The organism is Rhodococcus sp. WB1 (genome assembly GCF_001700945.1).
Taxonomy (GTDB): Bacteria; Actinomycetota; Actinomycetes; order Mycobacteriales; family Mycobacteriaceae; genus Rhodococcus; species Rhodococcus aetherivorans.
The window spans coordinates 5586345-5606554 of sequence record NZ_CP015529.1 but is presented as its reverse complement, the minus strand read 5'-3'; the positions used below and the strand labels follow the sequence as shown (position 1 = coordinate 5606554).

Annotated in this window: 23 protein-coding genes; 19 read left to right on the top strand and 4 right to left on the bottom strand. The window is 69.4% G+C overall.

Going from position 1 to position 20210, the window contains the following annotated elements; translation table 11 throughout:
• Positions 1-5 precede the first annotated feature (5 nt).
• From A4U64_RS25130 to A4U64_RS25090, 9 genes are read left to right on the top strand one after another with little or no spacing between them, the layout of a single operon-like run.
• Positions 6-1274 (top strand): SRPBCC family protein, encoded by a 1269-nt coding sequence (locus A4U64_RS25130; RefSeq protein ID WP_006932243.1) that lies wholly within the window; start codon positions 6-8, stop codon positions 1272-1274.
• Positions 1271-1681: a gas vesicle protein GvpJ gene (gene gvpJ, locus A4U64_RS25125; protein WP_006932242.1), complete on the top strand. Its 411-nt coding sequence runs from the start codon at positions 1271-1273 to the stop codon at positions 1679-1681. Before A4U64_RS25130 ends, gvpJ (A4U64_RS25125) begins: the two co-directional genes overlap by 4 nt.
• Positions 1681-2478, top strand: a complete 798-nt coding sequence (locus A4U64_RS25120; protein WP_006932240.1) for a GvpL/GvpF family gas vesicle protein — start codon at positions 1681-1683, stop codon at positions 2476-2478. The genes gvpJ (A4U64_RS25125) and A4U64_RS25120 overlap by 1 nt, the downstream gene beginning before the upstream one ends.
• Positions 2479-2481: 3 nt before the next feature.
• A complete protein-coding gene (locus A4U64_RS25115) occupies positions 2482-2745 on the top strand; it encodes a gas vesicle protein GvpG (RefSeq protein WP_006932239.1) in 264 nt (87 codons plus the stop codon).
• Positions 2742-3077, top strand: coding sequence for a gas vesicle protein GvpO (locus A4U64_RS25110; RefSeq protein WP_006932231.1), 336 nt, complete (start codon positions 2742-2744; stop codon positions 3075-3077). The genes A4U64_RS25115 and A4U64_RS25110 overlap by 4 nt, the downstream gene beginning before the upstream one ends.
• Entirely contained in the window at positions 3074-3460 is a 387-nt protein-coding gene (gene gvpJ, locus A4U64_RS25105) for a gas vesicle protein GvpJ (protein ID WP_050036172.1), read from the top strand. The genes A4U64_RS25110 and gvpJ (A4U64_RS25105) overlap by 4 nt, the downstream gene beginning before the upstream one ends.
• Positions 3453-4241 carry a GvpL/GvpF family gas vesicle protein gene (locus A4U64_RS25100; RefSeq protein ID WP_065923283.1) on the top strand — a complete coding sequence of 263 codons (789 nt, stop codon included), beginning with the start codon at positions 3453-3455 and terminating at the stop codon, positions 4239-4241. Before gvpJ (A4U64_RS25105) ends, A4U64_RS25100 begins: the two co-directional genes overlap by 8 nt.
• Complete coding sequence (locus A4U64_RS25095) at positions 4238-4471, top strand: gas vesicle protein (RefSeq protein ID WP_065923282.1); 234 nt, start codon at positions 4238-4240, stop codon at positions 4469-4471. The genes A4U64_RS25100 and A4U64_RS25095 overlap by 4 nt, the downstream gene beginning before the upstream one ends.
• Positions 4464-4757 (top strand): gas vesicle protein K, encoded by a 294-nt coding sequence (locus A4U64_RS25090; protein WP_065923281.1) that lies wholly within the window; start codon positions 4464-4466, stop codon positions 4755-4757. Before A4U64_RS25095 ends, A4U64_RS25090 begins: the two co-directional genes overlap by 8 nt.
• Before the next feature lie 11 nt (positions 4758-4768).
• On the opposite strand, the gene A4U64_RS25085 is transcribed toward A4U64_RS25090, so the two are convergent.
• Complete coding sequence (locus A4U64_RS25085; protein WP_065923280.1) at positions 4769-5905, bottom strand: acyl-CoA dehydrogenase family protein; 1137 nt, start codon at positions 5903-5905, stop codon at positions 4769-4771.
• Between the two features lie 9 nt (positions 5906-5914).
• Positions 5915-7087, bottom strand: coding sequence for an acyl-CoA dehydrogenase family protein (locus A4U64_RS25080; RefSeq protein ID WP_029546726.1), 1173 nt, complete (start codon positions 7085-7087; stop codon positions 5915-5917).
• Between the two features lie 204 nt (positions 7088-7291).
• On the opposite strand from A4U64_RS25080, the gene A4U64_RS25075 reads away from it, so the two are divergent.
• Positions 7292-7930 carry a TetR/AcrR family transcriptional regulator gene (locus A4U64_RS25075; RefSeq protein WP_065923279.1) on the top strand — a complete coding sequence of 213 codons (639 nt, stop codon included), beginning with the start codon at positions 7292-7294 and terminating at the stop codon, positions 7928-7930.
• A gap of 6 nt (positions 7931-7936) precedes the next feature.
• Here A4U64_RS25075 and A4U64_RS25070 read toward each other — a convergent pair whose 3' ends face one another.
• Positions 7937-8413, bottom strand: coding sequence for a nitroreductase family deazaflavin-dependent oxidoreductase (locus A4U64_RS25070; RefSeq protein ID WP_050036175.1), 477 nt, complete (start codon positions 8411-8413; stop codon positions 7937-7939).
• A gap of 92 nt (positions 8414-8505) precedes the next feature.
• Here A4U64_RS25070 and A4U64_RS25065 point away from each other — a divergent pair, with 92 nt between their 5' ends.
• The 6 genes from A4U64_RS25065 (at position 8506) to A4U64_RS25040 (ending at position 15745) form a co-directional block, all read left to right on the top strand.
• Positions 8506-9300 carry an LLM class F420-dependent oxidoreductase gene (locus tag A4U64_RS25065; RefSeq protein WP_029546728.1) on the top strand — a complete coding sequence of 265 codons (795 nt, stop codon included), beginning with the start codon at positions 8506-8508 and terminating at the stop codon, positions 9298-9300.
• Positions 9301-9438: 138 nt separating this feature from the next.
• Positions 9439-10665 (top strand): acetyl-CoA acetyltransferase, encoded by a 1227-nt coding sequence (locus A4U64_RS25060; RefSeq protein WP_084648699.1) that lies wholly within the window; start codon positions 9439-9441, stop codon positions 10663-10665.
• 10 nt (positions 10666-10675) lie between these two features.
• Entirely contained in the window at positions 10676-12193 is a 1518-nt protein-coding gene (locus tag A4U64_RS25055) for a carotenoid oxygenase family protein (RefSeq protein WP_029546730.1), read from the top strand.
• A 10-nt stretch (positions 12194-12203) separates the two neighbouring features.
• Positions 12204-13145: a winged helix-turn-helix transcriptional regulator gene (locus tag A4U64_RS25050; protein WP_029546731.1), complete on the top strand. Its 942-nt coding sequence runs from the start codon at positions 12204-12206 to the stop codon at positions 13143-13145.
• A gap of 50 nt (positions 13146-13195) precedes the next feature.
• Entirely contained in the window at positions 13196-14998 is a 1803-nt protein-coding gene (locus tag A4U64_RS25045) for an ABC transporter substrate-binding protein/permease (RefSeq protein ID WP_050036180.1), read from the top strand.
• Positions 14999-15001: 3 nt separating this feature from the next.
• Positions 15002-15745 (top strand): amino acid ABC transporter ATP-binding protein, encoded by a 744-nt coding sequence (locus A4U64_RS25040; RefSeq protein ID WP_065923277.1) that lies wholly within the window; start codon positions 15002-15004, stop codon positions 15743-15745.
• Positions 15746-15817: 72 nt separating this feature from the next.
• On the opposite strand, the gene A4U64_RS25035 is transcribed toward A4U64_RS25040, so the two are convergent.
• The gene (locus A4U64_RS25035) at positions 15818-16444 is read right to left on the bottom strand and encodes a TetR/AcrR family transcriptional regulator (protein ID WP_029546733.1); all 627 of its coding nucleotides are present in this window, start codon (positions 16442-16444) and stop codon (positions 15818-15820) included.
• A gap of 149 nt (positions 16445-16593) precedes the next feature.
• Here A4U64_RS25035 and A4U64_RS25030 point away from each other — a divergent pair, with 149 nt between their 5' ends.
• From A4U64_RS25030 to A4U64_RS25020, 3 genes are read left to right on the top strand one after another with little or no spacing between them, the layout of a single operon-like run.
• Positions 16594-18192 carry a bifunctional 3-(3-hydroxy-phenyl)propionate/3-hydroxycinnamic acid hydroxylase gene (locus tag A4U64_RS25030; protein ID WP_065923276.1) on the top strand — a complete coding sequence of 533 codons (1599 nt, stop codon included), beginning with the start codon at positions 16594-16596 and terminating at the stop codon, positions 18190-18192.
• Positions 18189-19052, top strand: coding sequence for an alpha/beta fold hydrolase (locus A4U64_RS25025; protein ID WP_050036182.1), 864 nt, complete (start codon positions 18189-18191; stop codon positions 19050-19052). Before A4U64_RS25030 ends, A4U64_RS25025 begins: the two co-directional genes overlap by 4 nt.
• The gene (locus tag A4U64_RS25020; protein WP_050036183.1) at positions 19049-20056 is read left to right on the top strand and encodes a VOC family protein; all 1008 of its coding nucleotides are present in this window, start codon (positions 19049-19051) and stop codon (positions 20054-20056) included. The genes A4U64_RS25025 and A4U64_RS25020 overlap by 4 nt, the downstream gene beginning before the upstream one ends.
• Positions 20057-20210 lie beyond the last annotated feature (154 nt).

Here is a 20210-nt window from a genome sequence, read left to right as displayed (position 1 = left end):
GTCCGATGACGCGAACACTCGGAGAGGCCACCCGCCGGCTGGGCAAGACCGCCACGGAGACCGTGGGCAAGGCCGGCAAGACCGCCGCCGGCACCGCGGGACAGGCCGGTAAGACGGCCACCGGGGCGGCCGGCAGCGCCGGCAAGGCGGTGCAGGACCTCTCACCCACCAAGCACCTGCAGAAATCACTGCAGGGTCTGGCCGGAACGTTTGCCGAGCGTGCCCTGTCGGCGGTCTCCGACAAGGTGACCGGGACTGCCGGGCGCCTCAACGACTATGCCGAGGGCGGGGGCGGGAACCTGCTCGGAGCGGTGACCGGTGTGCAGAAGTCCGGCGAGGGCGAGTCGCGGTTCAGCGGAGCCATGGAGAACATCAAGCAGACCGCCAAGGACAAGTTCGAGGACGTGAAGGAATCCCTCGGCGGAGGCGGCAAGGGTAAGGGCGGCGGCGGCAAGAAGATCAAGCTCACCAATATCGTCGAACAGGTCGACGTCGGCGTTCCGATCCGGCTCGCCTACGACCAGTGGACCCTGTTCGCGGACTGGCCGAAGTTCATGAAGAAGGTCGAGCAGGTCGAGCAGGCCTCGGACGAGAAGCTGCAGTGGACCGGCAAGGTGTTCTGGTCCCGGCGCAACTGGGAGTCGACGATCCTCGAACAGGTTCCGTTCGATCGGATCGTGTGGCGCTCGAAGGGCGCCAAGGGCTACATCGACGGGGCGGTGACCTTCCACGAGATCACCGACAACCTGACCCGCATCATCATGGTGCTCGAGTACCACCCCAAGGGGCTGTTCGAGAAGACGGCCAACCTGTGGCGAGCCGTGGGACGACGAGCACGACTGGAGCTCAAGCACTTCGAACGCCATGTGATGACCGAGGCCGTCCTGCACGCCGAGGACATCCAGGGCTGGCACGGCGAGATCCGCGACAGCGAGGTCGTCAAGGACGACGAGACCGCCCGGCGCGAAGAGGAAGAACAGGAGCAGGAGGACCAGGAGCAGGACGTCGGGGACGAAGGCGCGGAGGACGAACTCGCCGAGGACGAGACCGAGGACGAACTCCCCGAGGACGAGACCGAGGACGAGGAGGAACTCCCCGAGGACGAACTCTCCGAAGAGGAGGACGAGGAGGAGCTCCCCGAGGATCAGGACGAGGAAGACGAGGGCCTGCAGGACGAAGCCGACGAGGAGCCGGAGGAGGAACCGGCACCCGCACGTCGACGGCGCGCGGGCACAAGCACCCGCAAGGGTGCCAGGCGAGGAGCACGCACATGACCATCCAACCCGCCGGCGGCGGCGGCGGAGGTGGCGGCGGCACGATGGCCCGCCCCAACTCCTCCGGTCTGGCCGACGTCATCGACACCATCCTGGACAAGGGACTCGTCATCGACGCGTTCGTGCGGGTGTCGCTGGTGGGCATCGAACTGCTGACCATCGACGCACGCATCGTGGTGGCCAGTGTCGATACCTATCTGCGGTTCGCCGAGGCGGTGAACCGGCTCGAGATCTCGCAGAACGAACCGAAGGGCCTGCCCGACCTCGTCGGTGACATCACCCAGGGCGGGGCGAAGCACAAGACCAAGGGCGCGCTCGAGGCCGCGGGCGAGAAGGTCATGGACTTCCTCGGCGACGTGGAAGACAAGCGGCAGACGGCCAGCCGACCGAAGAGAAGGGGGGATTGATGTCCACCGATCAGGCCGCAGAGGCACCCGAGAGCGAAGGCGGGCAGAGCACCGCGATGTACGTCTACGGCATCGTGCCGGCCGACGTGGAGCCCGAGGAGCACGCGAAGGGCGTGGGGAAGCCCCAGAGCGACGTTGCGGTGGTGCGCCACGGCGACATCGCCGCACTGGTCAGCGAGATCTCGGTCGACCGGCCGCTCGGCACGCCCGACGATCTGAAGGCGCACGCGGAACTGCTGGACGGTTCCGCGGCCGTCGCACCCGTGCTGCCGCTGCGGTTCGGGGCGGTGATGACGGATGCGGAGGCGGTGGAGCGGGAGCTGCTCGAGGAGAACCACGACGAGCTGAAGGCAGCACTGGACGAGCTCGAGGGGCGTGCGCAGTTCGTGATCAAGGGCCGCTACGTCGAGAACGCGGTCCTGCGCGAGGTGCTCGACGAGAACTCCGAGGCCGCCCGGCTGCGCGACGAGATCCGCGACAAGTCGGAGGACGCCACCCGCGACGCCCGCATGGCTCTCGGGGAGATCATCAGCCAGGCGATCGAGTCCAAACGCGCCGAGGACACCCGCCGGGTGATCGACGCCCTCGAGGCCCTCGAACCGATGGTCAACGAGCGGCAGCCCACCCACGAGGAGGACGCGGCCCACGTCGCCGTCCTCGTCGAACTCGACCGTCAGGGCGAGCTCGAGGAGGCGGTGGGTTCGCTCGCGCACGAGTGGGACGGCCGGGTCGAGATGACGCTGCTGGGCCCGATGGCGGCGTACGACTTCGTGATGAAGCGGGAACCGGAGGGCTGACACATGGGACTGATCTCGTCCATCCTCTTGTTGCCGCTCGCCCCGGTCAAAGGCGTGCTCTGGCTCGGCGAAGTCATCCAGGACCAGGTCGAGCAGACACTCCACGACCCGGCGACCATTCGGAGGGAACTCGAGGAGATCGACGAGGCGGCGGCGGCCGGTCGACTGTCGGAGGACGAGAAGGAGAAGGCGCAGCAGGCGGTCCTCGACCGCATGATCCGGCCTGGCGGCGGTACGGCACCCGCCGGGGGGAGTGAGAACCTGTGAGCGGCAGGGCGACGCCCGAGGATTCCGACGACGTCTACGACGACGACGAGCAGCCGCCGCCCCTGACGGCAGGGGAGGCCGCCGCGGCCGCCCTCGAGCACCTCGTGGAGCTGACCTCGAAGGAGCCCCAGGGGGCCACCTCGGTGGAGCCGGCCGATCACGGCTGGACCGTGGAGATCGAGGTGCTCGAGGATCGGCGCATCCCGTCGTCGGCGGACATGCTGGCCCTCTACGAGGTGGAGATCGACCTGGACGGAAACCTGCTGGCATACCGCCGAACCAAGCGCTACGGCCGCGGCAGCAGCGACATCGGCGAAAGGGCCCGGCGATGACCGTGATGGGGGGCAGCTCGTCGCCGCAGCCGTCCGGGGGCGGTCACCAGTCGACGAACCTCGGCGACATCCTCGAGCGGGTCCTCGACAAGGGCCTGGTGATCGCCGGCGACATCCAGGTCAATCTGCTCGACATCGAGTTGCTCACCATCAAACTGCGGTTGGTGATCGCCTCCCTCGAGACGGCGAAGGCCGTGGGCATCGACTGGTGGGAGTCGGATCCGTGGCTCAGCAGCAAGGCCCGCAACCGCGAGATCGATCGGGAGGACGACAAGCTGGAACTCGAGAACCGGCGGCTGCGCGAGCGGATCGCCGAACTCGAGTCCGGGCAGGGCCGCGAGGCCGTCGAGAGCGCTCGCGTGGAAGAGGAGGATCGTGACTGACGGAACCGGAGTGTGGTTGTACGCCGTGACGGACGACGGGCTCGCCGAGGAGGACCTCGGCGAGCTCACCGGCGTCGCGGGAGAAGCGGTGCGCGCCGTGACCGCCGGGGGGCACGCCGCCGTCGTTGGTTCGGTGCCGCTCGAGGTGTTCGGGGAGGAGCCGTTGCGGCACAACCTCGAGGACCTGCAGTGGCTCGAGGCGACGGCCCGGGCGCACGACGCCGTGGTGTCCGCCCTCGTGCGGCGGGGTGCGGTGATCCCGCTGCGCCTGGCCACCGTCTATCTCGACGACGCCCGCGTGCGCGATCTGCTGGACGAGCGGCGTGCGAACTTCGAGTCGGCGCTGGCCCTGGTGACCGGCCGCACGGAGTGGGGGGTCAAGGCGTACGGCGACCGGCGGGCCCTCGCCGACGCGGTGGCGGAGGCGCAGATCGCGGGCAGCGCCAAGGGCTCCGGCACCGCCTACCTGCTCCGTCGCCGCGCCCAGCTGTCGGCGCAGGAGTCCGTCGAGCGCGACGCCGCGGCCCGTGCCGACGAGATCCACTCCCGGTTGGTGCGGCAGGCCGCCGCCGGCCGGCGTCAGGCCGCGACGGATCCGGCGCTGAGCGGCCGGCGGGACTGGATGGTGCTCAACGGCACGTATCTGGTGGACGACGACCGCGCGGACGAGTTCGCGGCGACGGTCGAGGAACTCGGCAAGGAGTTTCCCGGGATCCGGCTCGAGCTGACCGGGCCGTGGCCGCCGTATTCGTTCGCCGGTGTGGAGCGGACATCCACATGAATCACGTCAGCGAGAGCGCCGACGGCGAGCGCCGCATCGCCCTCATCGACCTGCTGGACCGGGTGCTCGCCGGCGGGGTCGTCATCACCGGCGACATCAAGCTGTCCATCGCGGACGTCGACATGGTGCAGATCTCGCTGCGTGCCCTGATCTCGTCCATCAGTACGCTGTCGGTCACCGGGATCGAACCGCCCGTCCCCCGCGACGCCCTGGAGGCGCCGGATGAGTGAATTCGACGGCATTTCACCGCGTATCGACTCGGATCCCGAGTCGGTCGAGCGTGGGCTGGTCACGCTCGTCCTCACCCTCGTGGAGCTGCTGCGGCAGCTGATGGAGCGGCAGGCGCTGCGGCGCGTGGAGGAGGGGGACCTGAGCGACGAGCAGATCGAGCGCATCGGCACCACCCTCATGCTGCTCGAGGAACGCATGGGGGAGTTGCGTGACCACTTCGGGCTCACCCCCGAGGATCTCAACATCGACCTCGGACCGCTGGGGACACTGCTGCCCCGGGAGTGAGCCCGCGCCGCTCACATGCCGGCGACCTCGATGCGGTCGTGATCCGCGACGGCCCCGGCGAGGATCCGCACGTGATCCTCCACGGTGCCGAGCGTGTGCTCGATCGCGGTCAGCCGGCTCACGTAGTGGCCGACCGGGTATTCGGCGGTGATGCCGATACCGCCGTGCATCTGGATCGCCTCCTGCCCGACCTTCCGTGCCGACCGGCCCACCTGCAGCTTGGCCCGCGACCCGATGGTCGGGTCGACGATGCCGTCGGCGAGGGCCATGGTGGCGTACAGGCTCATGCTCGACGCCAGTTCGAGCAGCACGTACATGTCGGCCGCGCGGTGGGTCAGGGCCTGGAAGCGGGCGAGCGGGGCGCCGAACTGCTTGCGCTGCTTGAGGTAATCGGTCGTCAGGCGCAGCGTCTCGGCCAGCGCACCGACCGCCTCCGCGCACAGGGCGGCCTGGGCCCGTACCTGGGCGGCGGTGATCGCCGCCGTGGCGTCCACGGCCTCGCCGAGCGGCACGGCGACGGCCGAGTCGAGGACGAGTTGCGCGGCGCGGCGCTCGTCGTGGGTGCGGTACGCGGTGCGGGTGACGCCGGCCGCGTCGGCGTCGACGAGGAACAGCCCGGCACCTCCCTCGGGAAGGCGGGCGGACACGACGAACGTCTCGGCGCAATCCCCGTGCAGCACAGGGTTCTTGCGGCCGGTGAGGGACCAGGCGTCGCCGGTGCGGGCGGCGGTCGTGGCGATCTCGGTGGCGGGCCACCGGCTGCCGGGCTCGTCGTGGGCGAACGCGAGCAGCAGCGCGCCCTCGGACAGCCGCGGCAGGAGGTCCGCGCGCTGCTCGTCGGTGCCGACCTCGGCGACGAGGCCGCCCGGCAGGAACACCGCATTCAGCAGCGGTTCGGGGGCCAGGGCTCGGCCGATCTCGCCCATGACGGCCATGACCTCCACCGGTCCGGCGCCCATTCCGCCGTGCTCCTCGGCGAACGGCAGGCCGAGCACGCCGAGTTCGGCGAGCTGGCGCCACACCTCGTCGCTCCAGCCGCGGTCGGTGTCGGCGACCTTGTTACGGGTCTCGGTGTCGTAGGTGCCCGAGAGCACGTCGCGGACGGTCTTGCGGAGCAGGTCCTGTTCGGTATCGAGTTCGAAGTTCATGACAGTGGCTCACAATCCGAGGATGGAGGAGGCAATGATCGAGCGCTGCACCTCGCTCGACCCGCCGTAGATGGACACCTTGCGGTAGTTCAGGTAGGTCGGGGCGGTGTGCTGCGCCCACTCCGGCGAGTCGATGCCCGCGGCGCCGACGGGCAGCGAGTCGGGTCCGGCGATGTCGGTGAGCAGTTCGGTGACCGCCTGCTGCAACTCCGAGCCGCGCAGCTTCAGCAGCGACGACGCCGGATTGGGCTTGCCGTCGGCGGACCCGGCGACCACCCGCAGCTGCGTGAGCTCGAGCGTGAGCAGTTCGTTCTCGAGCTCGGCGAGGCGCGCGGCGAACAGCGGATCGTCGATCAGGGTGCCGGATCCGGTCCGGGTCTGCGCGGCGAGCTGCTTGGCGCGGGCGAGCCGCACCTTGGTGGCGCCGACGCGGGCGATGCCGGTGCGTTCGTTGCCGAGCAGGAACTTCGCGTAGCTCCAGCCCGCGTTCTCCTCGCCGACCAGGTTCTCGGCGGGGACCCGCACGTTCTCGAAGAAGACCTCGTTGACCTCGTAGCTGCCGTCGACGAGCTTGATCGGGCGGACGGTCACGCCGGGCGTGGTCATGTCGATGAGCAGCATCGAGATGCCGGCCTGCTTCTTCGGTGCATCCGGGTCGGTGCGCACCAGGCAGAAGATCCAGTCGGCGTGCTGGGCGAGGGTGGTCCACGTCTTCTGGCCGTTGACGATGTAGTCGTCGCCGTCGCGCACCGCGCGGGTCTTCAGGGAGGCCAGGTCGGAGCCGGCCTCGGGCTCCGAGAATCCCTGGCACCACCAGATGTCGAGGTTCGCGGTGGCGGGCAGGAAGCGCTCCTTCATCTCCTGCGAGCCGAACTGCGCGATCACGGGACCGATCATGGACGCGTTGAACGGCAGCGGATCGGGCACCGAGGCGAGCTGCATCTCGTTGAGCCAGATGTTTCGCTGCACGGGGGTCCAGTCCTTGCCGCCCCACTCGACGGGCCAGTTCGGCACCGCCAGACCCTTGGCGTTGAGGATCTGCTGGCTCCGGACGACCTCGTCGCGGTCCAGGTGCCGGCCGGCAGCCACTTTCTCTCGGATCTCGGCGGGGAACTCGGTGGTGAAGAACGTGCGCAGTTCGTCGCGGAACGCGAGCTCTTCGTCGGTGAGCTTCAGGTTCATGGGGGCCTTCCGTCACGGTTGTGCCTGTGCGAGCGCAGCATGGGACCACGGCCCGATCCCGTTTTCACGCTGCATGATTCGCGGAGGGATGGGGGCTCGTTCGCCCTGGTGCTGCGTACACCCGTACTGTAACTTGACACTGTTAGGTTGTCCAGGCCGACCCCCGGGACCGACCCCCGGACCGACGCCGAGGAAGGAGCGCCGATGGCACGACCCCGTACCCCGCTGCTCAGCCGCCCGCTCATCCGCGAGACCGCCCTGCGCCTCGTCGACGCGCACGGACTCGACGAACTGTCCATGCGCAAGATCGCCGCCGAGCTCCATGTCAGCGCGCCGTCGCTGTACAGCCACTACTCGAACAAGGACGAGCTGCTCGACGACATCGCCGACCAGGTCGGCGAGTCCGTCGACATCAGCGGATTCGACACCGAAGACTGGCAGGAGGCGCTGCGCGTCTGGGCGAGGTCCTACCGCGCCGCTCTCGCCGAGCACCCGAACCTCGTACCGTTCCTCGCGCGCAGCCCGGGCCGGCGCGAGGTCGCCCTCGATCAGGCCAACGCCGTGCACGGCGGCCTGACCCGGGCCGGGTGGCCGCCACGGACCGCGACACTGATCGGCGCGTCGATCAAGTACATCGTCGTCGGCTCGGCCATCGCCTCGTTCTCGGGCGGCTTCCTCGACGACCTCACCATCTACCGGGAGCGCTATCCCCATCTGTCCCAGGCACACCGGCTGCGCGAGCACGCGGACGAGATCGACCGCGACGGCTTCGAGCTGGCGCTCGAGTCGTTCCTGCAGGGCCTGGCGCAGCGGTTCGCGAGCCTCACCGGCGCGGACCGCTGACCGGTCTCAGGTACGGCGCAACCGCACGAACCGCAGATGCCGGCCCGCCGCCCGGTAGTCGGCCTCGCTGCCGTCGACGTCGAAGCCCATCGCCGCGCACAACCGCGGCGCGACCTTCGGGTGCCGGCGCCCGTACCGCGCCATGAACTCCGCCGCCTCCTCCGGATCGAGGAACTCCGCGGCCACCGCGACCCGTTCGCGGCCCGACTCGATCCGCGCCGCGGGATGCGCCCGCAGGTTGCGGTACCAGTCGGTCTGCTTCCCGAAGCCGACGGCCACGACGAATCCACCGGACGTGTCCTCGTGGTTCACCACCTCGAGCACCGTCTGCCGCGGCAGTCCGCTGCGCCGGCCGACGTGGTGCAGCAGCAGGAACCGGCGGCCCAGCACCCGCCCCAGCCCGATCCGGTAGAGGTGGATCGGAGCGCGCAGGAATCGGCGGCGCAGTCCGGTCGGTGGTGCGGCAGGCTCGGTGATGCGCATTCCTTCACTGTGCGCCCGATCCGTCCGCTGCACCACCGGGACGCCCACACGGATCGGCTGCGGGACCGGCGCGACGGCCCTACCGTTGACTCATGCACCGTCCCATTCGCATCGGTCTTCAACTGCAGCCCCAGCATCAGCCCGACTACGGGAAGATCCGCGACACCGTGCTCCGCGCCGAGGACGCCGGCGCCGACATCGTCTTCAACTGGGACCACTTCTATCCCCTCTCCGGGGACCCGGACGGCGCCCACTTCGAATGCTGGACGATGCTCGGCGCGTGGGCCGAACAGACCGAGCGCGTCGAGATCGGAGCGCTCGTCACCGGCGGCGGCTACCGCAATCCCGATCTGCTCGCCGACATGGCCCGCACCGTCGACCACATCAGCGGCGGCCGGCTCATCCTCGGCATCGGCGCGGGCTGGTTCGAGAAGGACTACGTCGAGTACGGCTACGACTTCGGCACCAAGGGTTCCCGGCTGAAACTGCTCGGCGAATACCTGCCCCGGATCACCGCGCGGCTCGCGAAGCTCAACCCCCCGCCGACCCGGCACATCCCGCTGCTCATCGGCGGCGGCGGACCCCGCAAGACCATCCCGCTGGTGGCGCAGTACGCCGACATCTGGCACAGCTTCGGGGACCTCGACACCCACACGGAGAAGGCGGAGATCCTCGCGGCGCGCTGCGCCGACGCCGGCCGCTCACCGAACGAGGTCGAGCGGTCCGTGCCGTGGCCCGGAACCGCGCACGCGGCCGCCTTCGTCGATGCGGGCGTCACCCTGTTCACCGTCGGTGTCGGCGGTCCCGACTACGACCTGAGCGGCCTCCTCGAGGCGATCGGGTGGCGGGACGAGAACTCCGCACCGCCGCTGTCCGGGCTGGCCTGACCGGGCGGCTCCAGGGCCGGGATGCGGCAACCGGGCGGTCCGGTTCCCGGCTGCCTGCGCGCACATCGTCGTTGCGTCCGCCTGGTCACTCTGTTTACTGTAGTTGAAGCCACGTATGGTCGACCCCCGCGGAAGGCGGTGAGCGGCGTGAACCCTGAAGGCGTGTGGATCGCCGGTGGATACCAGTCCGACTTCGCGCGGAACCTGACCCGGGAGGACCGGAACATCGCGGACCTCGTCGCGGAGACGGTGACGGAAACGCTGCGCGACGCCCGCATCGACGTCGCCGACGTCGGGGTGATCCACGTCGGCAATGCCTTCGGACAGCTCTACACCGGCCAGGGACACCTCGGCGGCATGCCGGCCTCCGTGCTGCCCGAGCTGTGGGGGATCCCGGCCACCCGGCACGAGGGGGCCTGCGCGTCCGGCTCCCTTGCCGTGCTCGCCGCGATGGCCGATCTCGAGGCCGGGCGCTACGACTGCGCCCTCGTGCTCGGCGTCGAACTCGAACGGTGCGTCCCCGGCGACGCCGGCACCCGGGTCATGAACGCCGCGGCCTGGGTGGGACAGGAAGGCGCCGACGCGAAGTACATGTGGCCGTACATGTTCGACAAGATCGCCGACGAATACGACCGCCGCTACGGCCTCGACGACGAGCACCTGAGGGCGATCGCGGAACTGAACATCCGCAACGCCCGCGCCAATCCGAATGCGCAGACCCGCAACCGGACCTACGGACCCGGCAGTTTCGGCCCGGACGAGGCCGCCAATCCGGTGGTCGAGGGACGCCTCCGCAGGACCGACTGCAGTCCGCTGACGGACGGCGCCGCGGGCATGGTGCTGCTGAGCAACCGCTACCTGAGCCGGCACCCACGCACCGTCGACGACATGTCCCGCATCCTCGGCTGGGGCCACCGCACGGTCGGACTGTCCTTGTCCGGCAAGCTCGCCCGCGACGGCGACGATCCCCTCGTCATGCCCCACGTGCGCGCCACGATCGTCGACGCGTTCGAGCGGAGCGGCATCGGCGGCGTCCGGGACCTCGACCTGATCGAAACACACGACTGCTTCACCGTCAGCGAATACCTGGCCGTCGACCACTTCGGGATCACCGCCCCCGGCCGGAGCTGGCAGGCGATCGAGAACGGCGACCTCGAAATCGGCGGCCGCATCCCCATGAACCCCAGCGGGGGCCTTCTCGGCGGCGGGCATCCGGTCGGCGCCACCGGAGTCCGGATGCTGCTGGACTGCCACCGCCAGATCACCGGCCGCGCCGGCGACTACCAGGTCCCCGGCGCCACGCGAGCCGCGACCCTGAACATCGGCGGAAGTACGACCACCACGGTCAGTTTCGTCGTCGGCTGAAAGGACATCCATGGAACTCGAGATTCTGGGACGGGCACTGTCCACCCTGCCCGCGGACGACGACCACCCGTACCGCACCGGTCCGTGGCGCCCGCAACACACGGAGCGGCGTGCCGACGACCTCGAGGTGATCGGCGACCTGCCGGCCGACCTCGACGGCGTGTACCTGCGCAACACCGAGAACCCGGCGCACCCGGCACTCGAAGGTCTCTATCATCCCTTCGACGGTGACGGCATGATTCACGTCGTCGGATTTCGCGACGGAAAAGCCTTCTACCGTAACAGATTCGTGAAGACCGACGGCTTCCTGGCCGAGCAGGAGGCCGGTGGCCCGTTGTGGGCGGGCATCGCCGAACGGCCGCAGAACTCGATCCGCCAGGACGGCTGGGGCGCCCGCGGCCGCATGAAGGATGCCTCCAGTACGGACGTCACCGTGCATCGCGGCGTCGCCCTGACCAGCTTCTGGCAGTGCGGGGACCTCTACCGCCTCGACCCGACCACGCTCGAGACCCTCGGCAAGGCGACGTGGGACGGCCGATTCCCCTCCGACTGGGGCGTTTCCGCGCATCCCAAGGTCGACGTCCGCACCGGCGAACTGCTGTTCTTCAACTACGGCACCGACGCCCCGTACCTGCACTACGGCGTGGTCGACGCCGACGATCGGCTGGTGCACTACGTCGACATCCCCCTGCCCGGCCCCCGCCTGCCCCACGACATGGCGTTCACCGAGAACTACGCGATTCTCAACGACTGCCCCCTGTTCTGGATCCCGGAGGCCCTCGCGCGCGGCAGGTACGTGCCGCGCTACCACCCCGACCTGCCGATGCGGCTCGGCGTGATTCCCCGGCGCGGCCGTCCCGACCAGATCACCTGGTTCGACGCCGACCCGACCTACGTGCTGCACTGGACCAACGCCTACGAAGACGGCGACGAGATCGTGCTCGAGGGATTCCATCAGGAGACACCGGAACCGCCGGACGACGGCACCGGACCGATCTACCGGCGGCTGTTCCGTTCGCTGGCGCTCGACCGCATGGGCACCCACCTGCACCGCTGGCGGCTGAACCTGCGCACCGGCTCGCTCACCGAGGAACGGCTGTCCGAGTCCGTCACCGAATTCGGGATGATCAATCCGCATCACGGCGGCGTCCGCCACCGCTACACCTACGCCGCGACGGGGGTGCCGGGCTGGTTCCTCTTCGACGGCCTCGTCAAACACGACGTGCAGACGGGGGCGGAGGAGCACTACTCGTTCGGCGAGGGCGTCTTCGGCAGCGAGACCGTGATGGCGCCCCGCACCGGGTCGGCCGCCGAGGACGACGGCTACCTGATCACGATCACCACCGACATGAACCGGGACCGGTCCGAATGCCTGGTCTTCGACGCGCGGCAACCGGGGGACGGACCGCTCGCGCGGATCGGACTCCCCGAACGGGTCTCGAGCGGCACCCACTCGACCTGGGCGGCGGGTTCGGACCTCCCGGGGTGGCGGGACGCGGACCGGGCAGGCGACGTCCTGAACCTATGATCAGCTGTCGATGGCAGGTTCCGGCACGGTCACCGAACTCGAGCCGGGCGGTGACAACGCGATCGCGGTCACCCTCGGCATCCTCGGCGACGAGTGGAACCTGTGGATTCTGCGGTACGCGTTGCAGGGCGACCGCCGCTACCGGGACTGGATCGAGCGGGGGGAGATCTCCAACGCGGTGCTGACCGCGCGCCTGGCCCGCCTCACCGACGCGGAACTCCTCGAGCGGGTGCAGTACCAGGAGCGGCCGGCTCGGCACGAGTACCGGTTGACGGCCCGCGGCCACGGCGTGTGGCCGGTTCTGCTCACCATGTGGGCGTGGGAACAGCAGTGGGCGCCCGATCACCGGGGACAGCTCCCGGCCAGGCGGCACGCGGTCTGCGGCGCCCGGTTCACACCGGTGCTCGTCTGCGGCCACTGCGACCGGCCCGCCGGCGCACCCGACGTGGACGCGCAGCTCGGCCCCAGCGGACAGTGGCCGCGCAGCGTGCCGGCCGCGACCGGTCGCCGACGGTCCGGCCGTGCTCGCGCGCCGGAGATCCTGCCGCACACGATGGAACTGCTCGGCGACCGGTGGTCGGCGGCGCTGCTCGGGGCGGCGTTCCTCGGCGCCACCCGCTACGGGCAGTTCGCCGAGCGCATGGGGGCACCTCCGACGGTGGTGGCCGACCGGCTCCGGCGCTTCACCGAGCTGGGCGTCCTGCAGGAACTGCCCAATCCCGACCGCCCGGCGTGGGTGACCTACCACCTCACCGACAAGGGGCGGGCGTTCTTCCCCGTCGTCGCCTGCATGATCGACTGGGGGCTGCGCTGGTTCCGCGCACCGGAGGGACCGGCGATCGTCCTGCGTCACCGCCTCTGCGGCCACACCTTCGCACCCGCACTGACGTGCAGTCACTGCAGGGAGCGGCTGCGGGCCTCCACCGTCTCGATCGAACCCACCGGCGGCTGACCCGCCCCGGCACATCCGTCGGACGGCGCGATTCGGATTAGGCTCCCACCATGCCCGAATCCGTGATGGCGAAACGGAGCACCGTGGCGGCGCTGCTCCTGGCGGTGCTCCTGGCGCTGACTGCGACGGCCTGTTCCTCAGGCGGTGGTCGACCGTCGGCTCCCCAGGACCTGTGTTCCCCGCCCGGGGTCGGCGGGGCCTCCGCCGCACCGACCAATCTCGACACGTCGGCCGCCGCCGCGGAGGACCGCTACACCACCCCGGGCGTGGTGCCGCTCGAGTCGATCGACGTTTCCGGGCTGAACCTCATCACCCCCGGTGTGCTCACCGTAGGCACGCTCTCCGACGCGCCACCGAGCATCTGCGTGAACTCCCAGGGCGAGTTCACCGGCTACGACAACGAACTGCTGAAGGCCATCGCCGAGAAACTCGGTCTCCGCGTGGAGTTCGTCGGCACCGAGTTCGCGGGCCTGCTCGCCCAGGTGGCCGGCCGGCGCTTCGACGTCGGCTCGTCGTCGATCACCACCACGGACGAACGTCGCCGGCTGGTCGGCTTCACCAACGGCTACGACTTCGGCTACTTCTCGCTGGTCGTGCAGAACGGCAGTCCCATCCGCGGCTTCGGGGACCTGAACGCGTCCACCCGCATCGGGGTCGTGCAGGGAACCGTCCAGGACGACTACGTCGTCAACACCCTCGGTCTCGATCCGGTGAAGTTCCCGGACTACAACACCGCGTACGCGAACCTGAAGACCGGCCAGATCGACGCGTGGGTGGCGCCGTCGCAGCAGGCCGAGGGCGCGATCGCGCCGGGTGATCCGACGTCGATCGTGCAGAACACGTTCAGCCTCAACAACTACGTCGGCTGGGCCGTGTCCCGGGAGAACCAGGCGCTGATCGACGCGCTCAACTCCGGGCTCGACGCCGTGATCGCCGACGGCACCTGGGCCGAGCTCTACACCGAATGGGTCCCCCGGGAACTGCCCGAGGGCTGGAAGCCCGGCAGCAAGGCCGCGCCGGAACCCGACCTGCCGGACTTCGCGGCGCTGGCCGCCGAAAACACCGCCAGCGGCGAGGAGCCGGCGGCCACGGCCCCGAAGTCCACGCTCGAACAGCTGCGCGAGACGTTCTTCTCGTGGGAGCTGTACCGGCACGCCTTCCCGGATCTGCTGAAGACCGGTCTGCCGAACACCCTGATCCTGGCGCTGACCTCCGGGCTCGCCGGCACGGTCCTCGGCATGCTGCTCGCCATGGCGGGGATATCGCGCACCCGCTGGCTGCGCTGGCCCGCCCGCGTCTACACCGACATCTTCCGCGGCCTGCCCGCGGTGGTGATCATCCTGCTCGTCGGCCTCGGCCTCGGCCCGGTGGTGCAGGGCGCCACGGGCAACAACCCGTACTGGCTGGGCGCGGCGGCGCTGGCGCTGCTCGCGGCCGCATACATCGGGGAGATCTTCCGCTCCGGCATCCAGTCGGTCGAACCGGGGCAGATGGAGGCGGCCCGGGCCCTGGGCTTCAGCTACCGCCGGGCGCTGACACTGGTGGTGATCCCGCAGGGCGTGCGGCGCGTGCTGCCCGCGCTGATGAACCAGTTCATCTCGCTCATCAAGGACTCGTCGCTCATCTACTTCCTCGGTCTGCTGGCCACCCAGCGCGAACTGTTCGCCGTCGGCCGCGACCTGAACGCGCAGACCGGCAACCTCTCGCCGCTCGTCGCGGCGGGCCTGTTCTACCTCATCCTCACCGTGCCGTTGACTCATCTCGTGAACTACATCGACCACCGCCTGCGCACCGGCCGGCCCGAGGCCACCCTCGACCCGCTCGAGCAGGAACTCGTCGTGGAGAGGGGCTGACCGATGCCGACCACCATCCGGGACAGCGTGTCCCTCACCGGGACCGGACTGCACCTGGCCTTCGGCACCAACAAGGTGCTGCGCGGCGTCGACATCCACGTCGACGCCGGCAAGACCGTCACCGTCATCGGCCCGTCCGGCTCGGGCAAGTCGACCCTGCTGCGCGTGCTCAACCGGCTGCACGAACCCGACGCCGGCGACATCCTCCTCGACGACCGCTCGGTGCTGAAGGACAACCCCGACGAGCTGCGGCAGCGGATCGGGATGGTGTTCCAGCACTTCAACCTCTTCCCGCACAAGACGGTGGCCGAGAACATCGCGCTCGGCCCCCGCAAGCTCAAGGGGCTGTCGAAGGAGCAGGCCCGCGCGCTCGCCCTCGAACAACTCGATCTCGTCGGCCTGAAGCACAAGGCCGACTCCCGTCCCGGCAACCTGTCCGGCGGGCAGCAGCAGCGCGTCGCGATCGCCCGCGCGCTCGCGATGGCCCCGCAGGTGATGTTCTTCGACGAGGCCACCTCGGCGCTCGACCCGGAACTGGTCAAGGGGGTCCTCGCCCTGATGGCCGATCTCGCGTCCGGCGGCATGACGATGGTGGTCGTCACCCACGAGATGGGCTTCGCCCGCTCGGCGTCGGACACGGTGGTGTTCATGGACCACGGCGCGGTCGTGGAAACCGGTCCCCCCGACGAACTGTTCGACGCCCCGAAGACCGAACGACTGCAGCAGTTCCTGTCGCAGGTGCTGTAGGCCGCTCCGCGGCCGGTGCGTCCTTCGGGTTGCCCCAGCCGCCCAAAGGACGCACCGGCGCGGTGCGCGAGGTCAGCCTCCTTCGGAAGTGCTCAACCGCTGCGCCGCGTCGTAGAGCGAATGGGCGTGTAGTTCGAACAGGGCGACGAGATCGACGCTGTCGCCGCCGATCTCCTTGGCGATGAACAGCCCGTCGGCGCCGGCCATCGCGTACGTGGTCAGCAGGGCGACCGAGCCGTCCGACAGGCCGGGCGCGAGGTCGCGGATTGCGTCGACGAGGCGGAGGCGTGCTTGCTCACGCACCTGCAGGAACATTGTGCGGGCGCTCGGTTCGACCGGGCGCCGCTCGAGGGTGAGCATCAGCCCCAGCCGCAGGAAGTCCGGTGAATCCAACAGCGTCTTCGCGACCTGCATCGCCAGGGCCACGATGCGTTCGCGTGGGTTGTCGCCGTCCGGTACGGTCCACCCGGACAGCCAGGTGTCGAAACTGCGCTCGATCACCGCGGCGATCAGCTCGTCCTTGTCCTTGAAATGCCAGTAGATCGAGCTCGCGGGCAGACCGCACTTCTTGCTCACCAGCGCAATGCTGGTGCCCTCGTAGCCTCGCTCGGCGGCGACCTCCACGGCGGCGTCCAGAATCCGGCGACGGGACTCCTCGCCGTTCGCGCGGCGCTGCCGGGTCCTCTTCTGCTCGTCCACGAGCGCTCCTCAGGTTGCGACGGTGTGTATTGACTCACACTGCACGCCAGCTTACTGTAGTGACCACTACAGGAACAATCCCTGATCTTCGGCGGCCGGATTCCACCCCGCCGATCGACACCCTTCCCCGCTCGACGAGAGGTCTCGACGTGACCGACATCCCGCACTACGACGTCGCCGTCATCGGCTACGGCCCCACCGGCGTGACCGCCGCGAACATCCTCGGCCAGATCGGATTGAAAGTGCTTGTGATCGAGCGCAATCCGGATATCTACGGCAGGGCGAGGGCAATCTCCACCGACGAGGAGGTGCTGCGAATCTGGCAGCAGGTCGGCCTGGCGGACCGCCTGCAGGAGGACATGCTCGCCGGCAACGCCGCTACCTTCGTCGACGCGAACGGCGCACCGTTCACGGAGATCGCACCGGTGTCCCACGGATCCGGTCACCCGCCTCAGCAGTTCATCTACCAGCCCGCACTCGAGAAAGTGCTGCGCGGCGGGGTCGAACGATTCCCCAACGTGGATGTCCTGCTCGAGCACGAGTGCCTGCGGGTCCTCCAGGACGCGACCGGGGTCGAGCTGATGCTGGCCGACCTACGGAACGACGCCTTCGAACGCGTGCGTGCGTCCTACGTGATCGCCGCCGACGGTGGCGCGAGCCCCACCCGTGCTCAGCTCGGGATCGGCTACGAGGGCCGGACCTACGCCGAACGGTGGGTGGTCATCGATACGAAGGTGCTGCAGGAGTGGCCGGGCCACGATCGGCTCCGGTTCCACTGCAACCCCGACCGTCCGACCGTGGACTGCCCGACACCGCTCGGACACCACCGGTGGGAATTCCCGGTCCGCGACGACGAGGACGAGGACGAACTGGTCACCGACGCAGCGATCTGGCGCGTACTCAACAACCAGGGCATCACCGACACGCAGGTGAAGATTCTCCGCGCAGTCGTCTACAGCCACCACGTGCGCTTCGCCGACCGCTGGCGCGTCGGCCGGGTCTTCCTCGCCGGCGACGCCGCCCACGCGATGCCGCCGTGGATCGGCCAGGGCATGTCCGCCGGGGTGCGCGACGTGGCAAACCTGTGCTGGAAGCTCGCCGCAGTGCTCGACGGCACCCTGCCCGAATCGATCCTCGACAGCTATCAACTGGAACGCCTGCCCCATGTGCGGGAGGTGACCGACCGCGCGGTCAAGGTGGGCCGGCTCATCACCCAGCGGCACGCTGTACTCGCGGCCGTGCGTGATCGGTTCTTCCGGATTGCCATGCGGGTACCGGGGATTCCCGAATGGCTACGCGACAATCGGTGGATCCCGGACGCCTTCTACCCCCGAGGCCTGCTGGCCGGCCCGAAGGCGGTCGCGTCGGCGGCGGTGGGATGGCTCGTACCGCAGCCGTGGGTGCTGGACGAGAAGGGCAGCCTCGAACGCCTCGACGACGTGCTCGGTGGGCGATGGACGATCCTGCATGTCGGCTCGCCGGACTCGTGGCCCGGCTGGCGCACCGCCGGCGTACCGACCGTGCGCCTGGCCGGTCCCGGCGCCGCCCCGGCCGCCGACACCGTCGTCGACACGAACGGCACCCTGATCCGGTGGATGCGCGCCAAGGGTGCCACCGTCCTGGCCCTGCGGCCGGACGGGGTCGTCTACGCCGCCGCCGGACCCGACACCAACCTGGCGCCGCCCCCGCCGGGAATGAAAGCCGCCCCATCCATTCGCCTTTCCGAGGAAACGGAGACCCTCGCATGACCCGCACAGCGCTGACCGAACGCACCGTGACCGTCGCCGGCAAGGACATCTTCTTCGCCGAAACCGGAGAAGGGCCGGCGGTACTGCTGCTGCACGGCGGCGGGCCCGGCGCCTCCGGGGTGTCCAACTATTCCCGCAACATCGACGAGCTCGCCCGGAAGTTCCGGGTGATCGTGCCGGACCTGCCCGGTTACGGACGCTCGAGCAAGGGCGTCGACCGGTCCGATCCGTTCGGCTACCTCGCCGACAACATCCGCGGAATGCTCGACGCCCTGAACCTCGGCCGTGCCCACCTGGTCGGCAACTCCTACGGCGGTGCCTGCGCCCTCCGCCTGGCTCTCGACACCCCGGAACGGGTCGAGAAGATGGTGCTCATGGGCCCCGGTGGCATCGGCACCACGCGCGGGCTGCCCACTCCCGGCCTGCAATCGCTGCTGTCGTACTACACCGGCGACGGTCCCTCACGCGACAAGCTCGAAGGCTTCATTCGCAAGTACCTGGTCTTCGACGGGGCCACCGTACCCGACGAGGTGATCGACGAACGCTACCGGTCGAGCATCGATCCGGCCGTGGTGGCCGATCCGCCGCTGCGCCGTCCCTCCGGGCCCTGCGCCCTGCGCACGCTGTGGGGCATGGACTTCACCCGCGACCGGCGACTGCGCCGGCTCGCCACCCCCACGCTGGTGATCTGGGGCGCCGACGACAAGGTCAATCGTCCGAGTGGTGGCCGCATGCTGGCACACACCATGCCCAACTGCGACCTGCTGCTCGCCGCGAACACCGGCCACTGGGTGCAGTGGGAACGCGCCGACTTCTTCAACGCCGTCACCACGGCCTTCCTCACCGTGAGCACCCGATGACCACCGCGGACTCGCTGTTCGGCTCCGTCCACCTCGGTTACGTCGTCATCGAGACGAACAAGTTCGCCGACTGGCACCGCTTCGGCCGCGACGCGATCGGCCTGCACGCCGACCGGCTTTCCGCCCAGGCCATGCGATTTCGGCTCGACGACCACGAATGCCGGTTCCTGCTGCAACGCGGCGACGCGGAGGACGTCACCGCCCTGGGCTGGGAGATCGACGATCACGGATCGTTCGACCGAATCGTCGCCCGGGTGCGCGACCGCGGCGTCCCGGTCACCGAAGGCACCGACGAGGAGGCGGCCCTGCGCGGCGTCGAACGCCTGCTGCGCTTCCCCGGGCCGAAGGGCATCGACCAGGAGATCTTCACCCGTGCCCGCACCACCACCACGCCGCTGGCGATGAGCAACGTCGGATTCGTCACCGGCGCATCGGGAATGGGACACGTCGCGATCACCTCGACCCAGCCGCACACGCTGCACGGCTACTACGGCACCGTCTTCGACGCCCGGCTGTCCGACTACATCGACGAAACCATCAGCGGTGCCAAACTCAAGATCCGCTTCCTGCGCGTCAACGAACGCCACCACTCGGTGGCGATCGCCGCGGTCCGCGGTCTTCCCGTCGACCCGGTCCGCACCCGGATCCAGCACCTGAACATCCAGGTCACCGAGCTCGACGACATGACCCGGTCCTACCAGCGTGTCAAGGAACTCGGCTTCGACATGGCCCTCGGCGTCGGCCAGCATACAAACGATCGCGAGCTGTCCTACTACGCTCGCACTCCGTCCGGGTTCGAGTGGGAGGTCGGCTGGAATCCCATCGTGGTCGACGAATCCACCTGGGAGCCGACCACGCACCGCGGCATCAGCATCTGGGGCCACACCCCGGAGGGGCAGACCGTCGTCGACAAGCTGGCCCAGTTCAAGACGGCCGCATTGTCGCTGCGCCGCCCCGAGCAGACCGTCCCCGCGCTCAGCGGAACCGGAATCGCCGACGACTGATCGCTCCTCGGTGGGGGTTCCGCATCCGCACGATTCCCGGTCGGTCGCGACAGCAGTCCGATGTCGCGGCTGACCGGGCGGGGCGCGGATGTGCCGAGGGGCGGGCTCACCGCCCGTTCACCTTCTCGTTCCCTTTACCTGGTTTCGGTCTCCT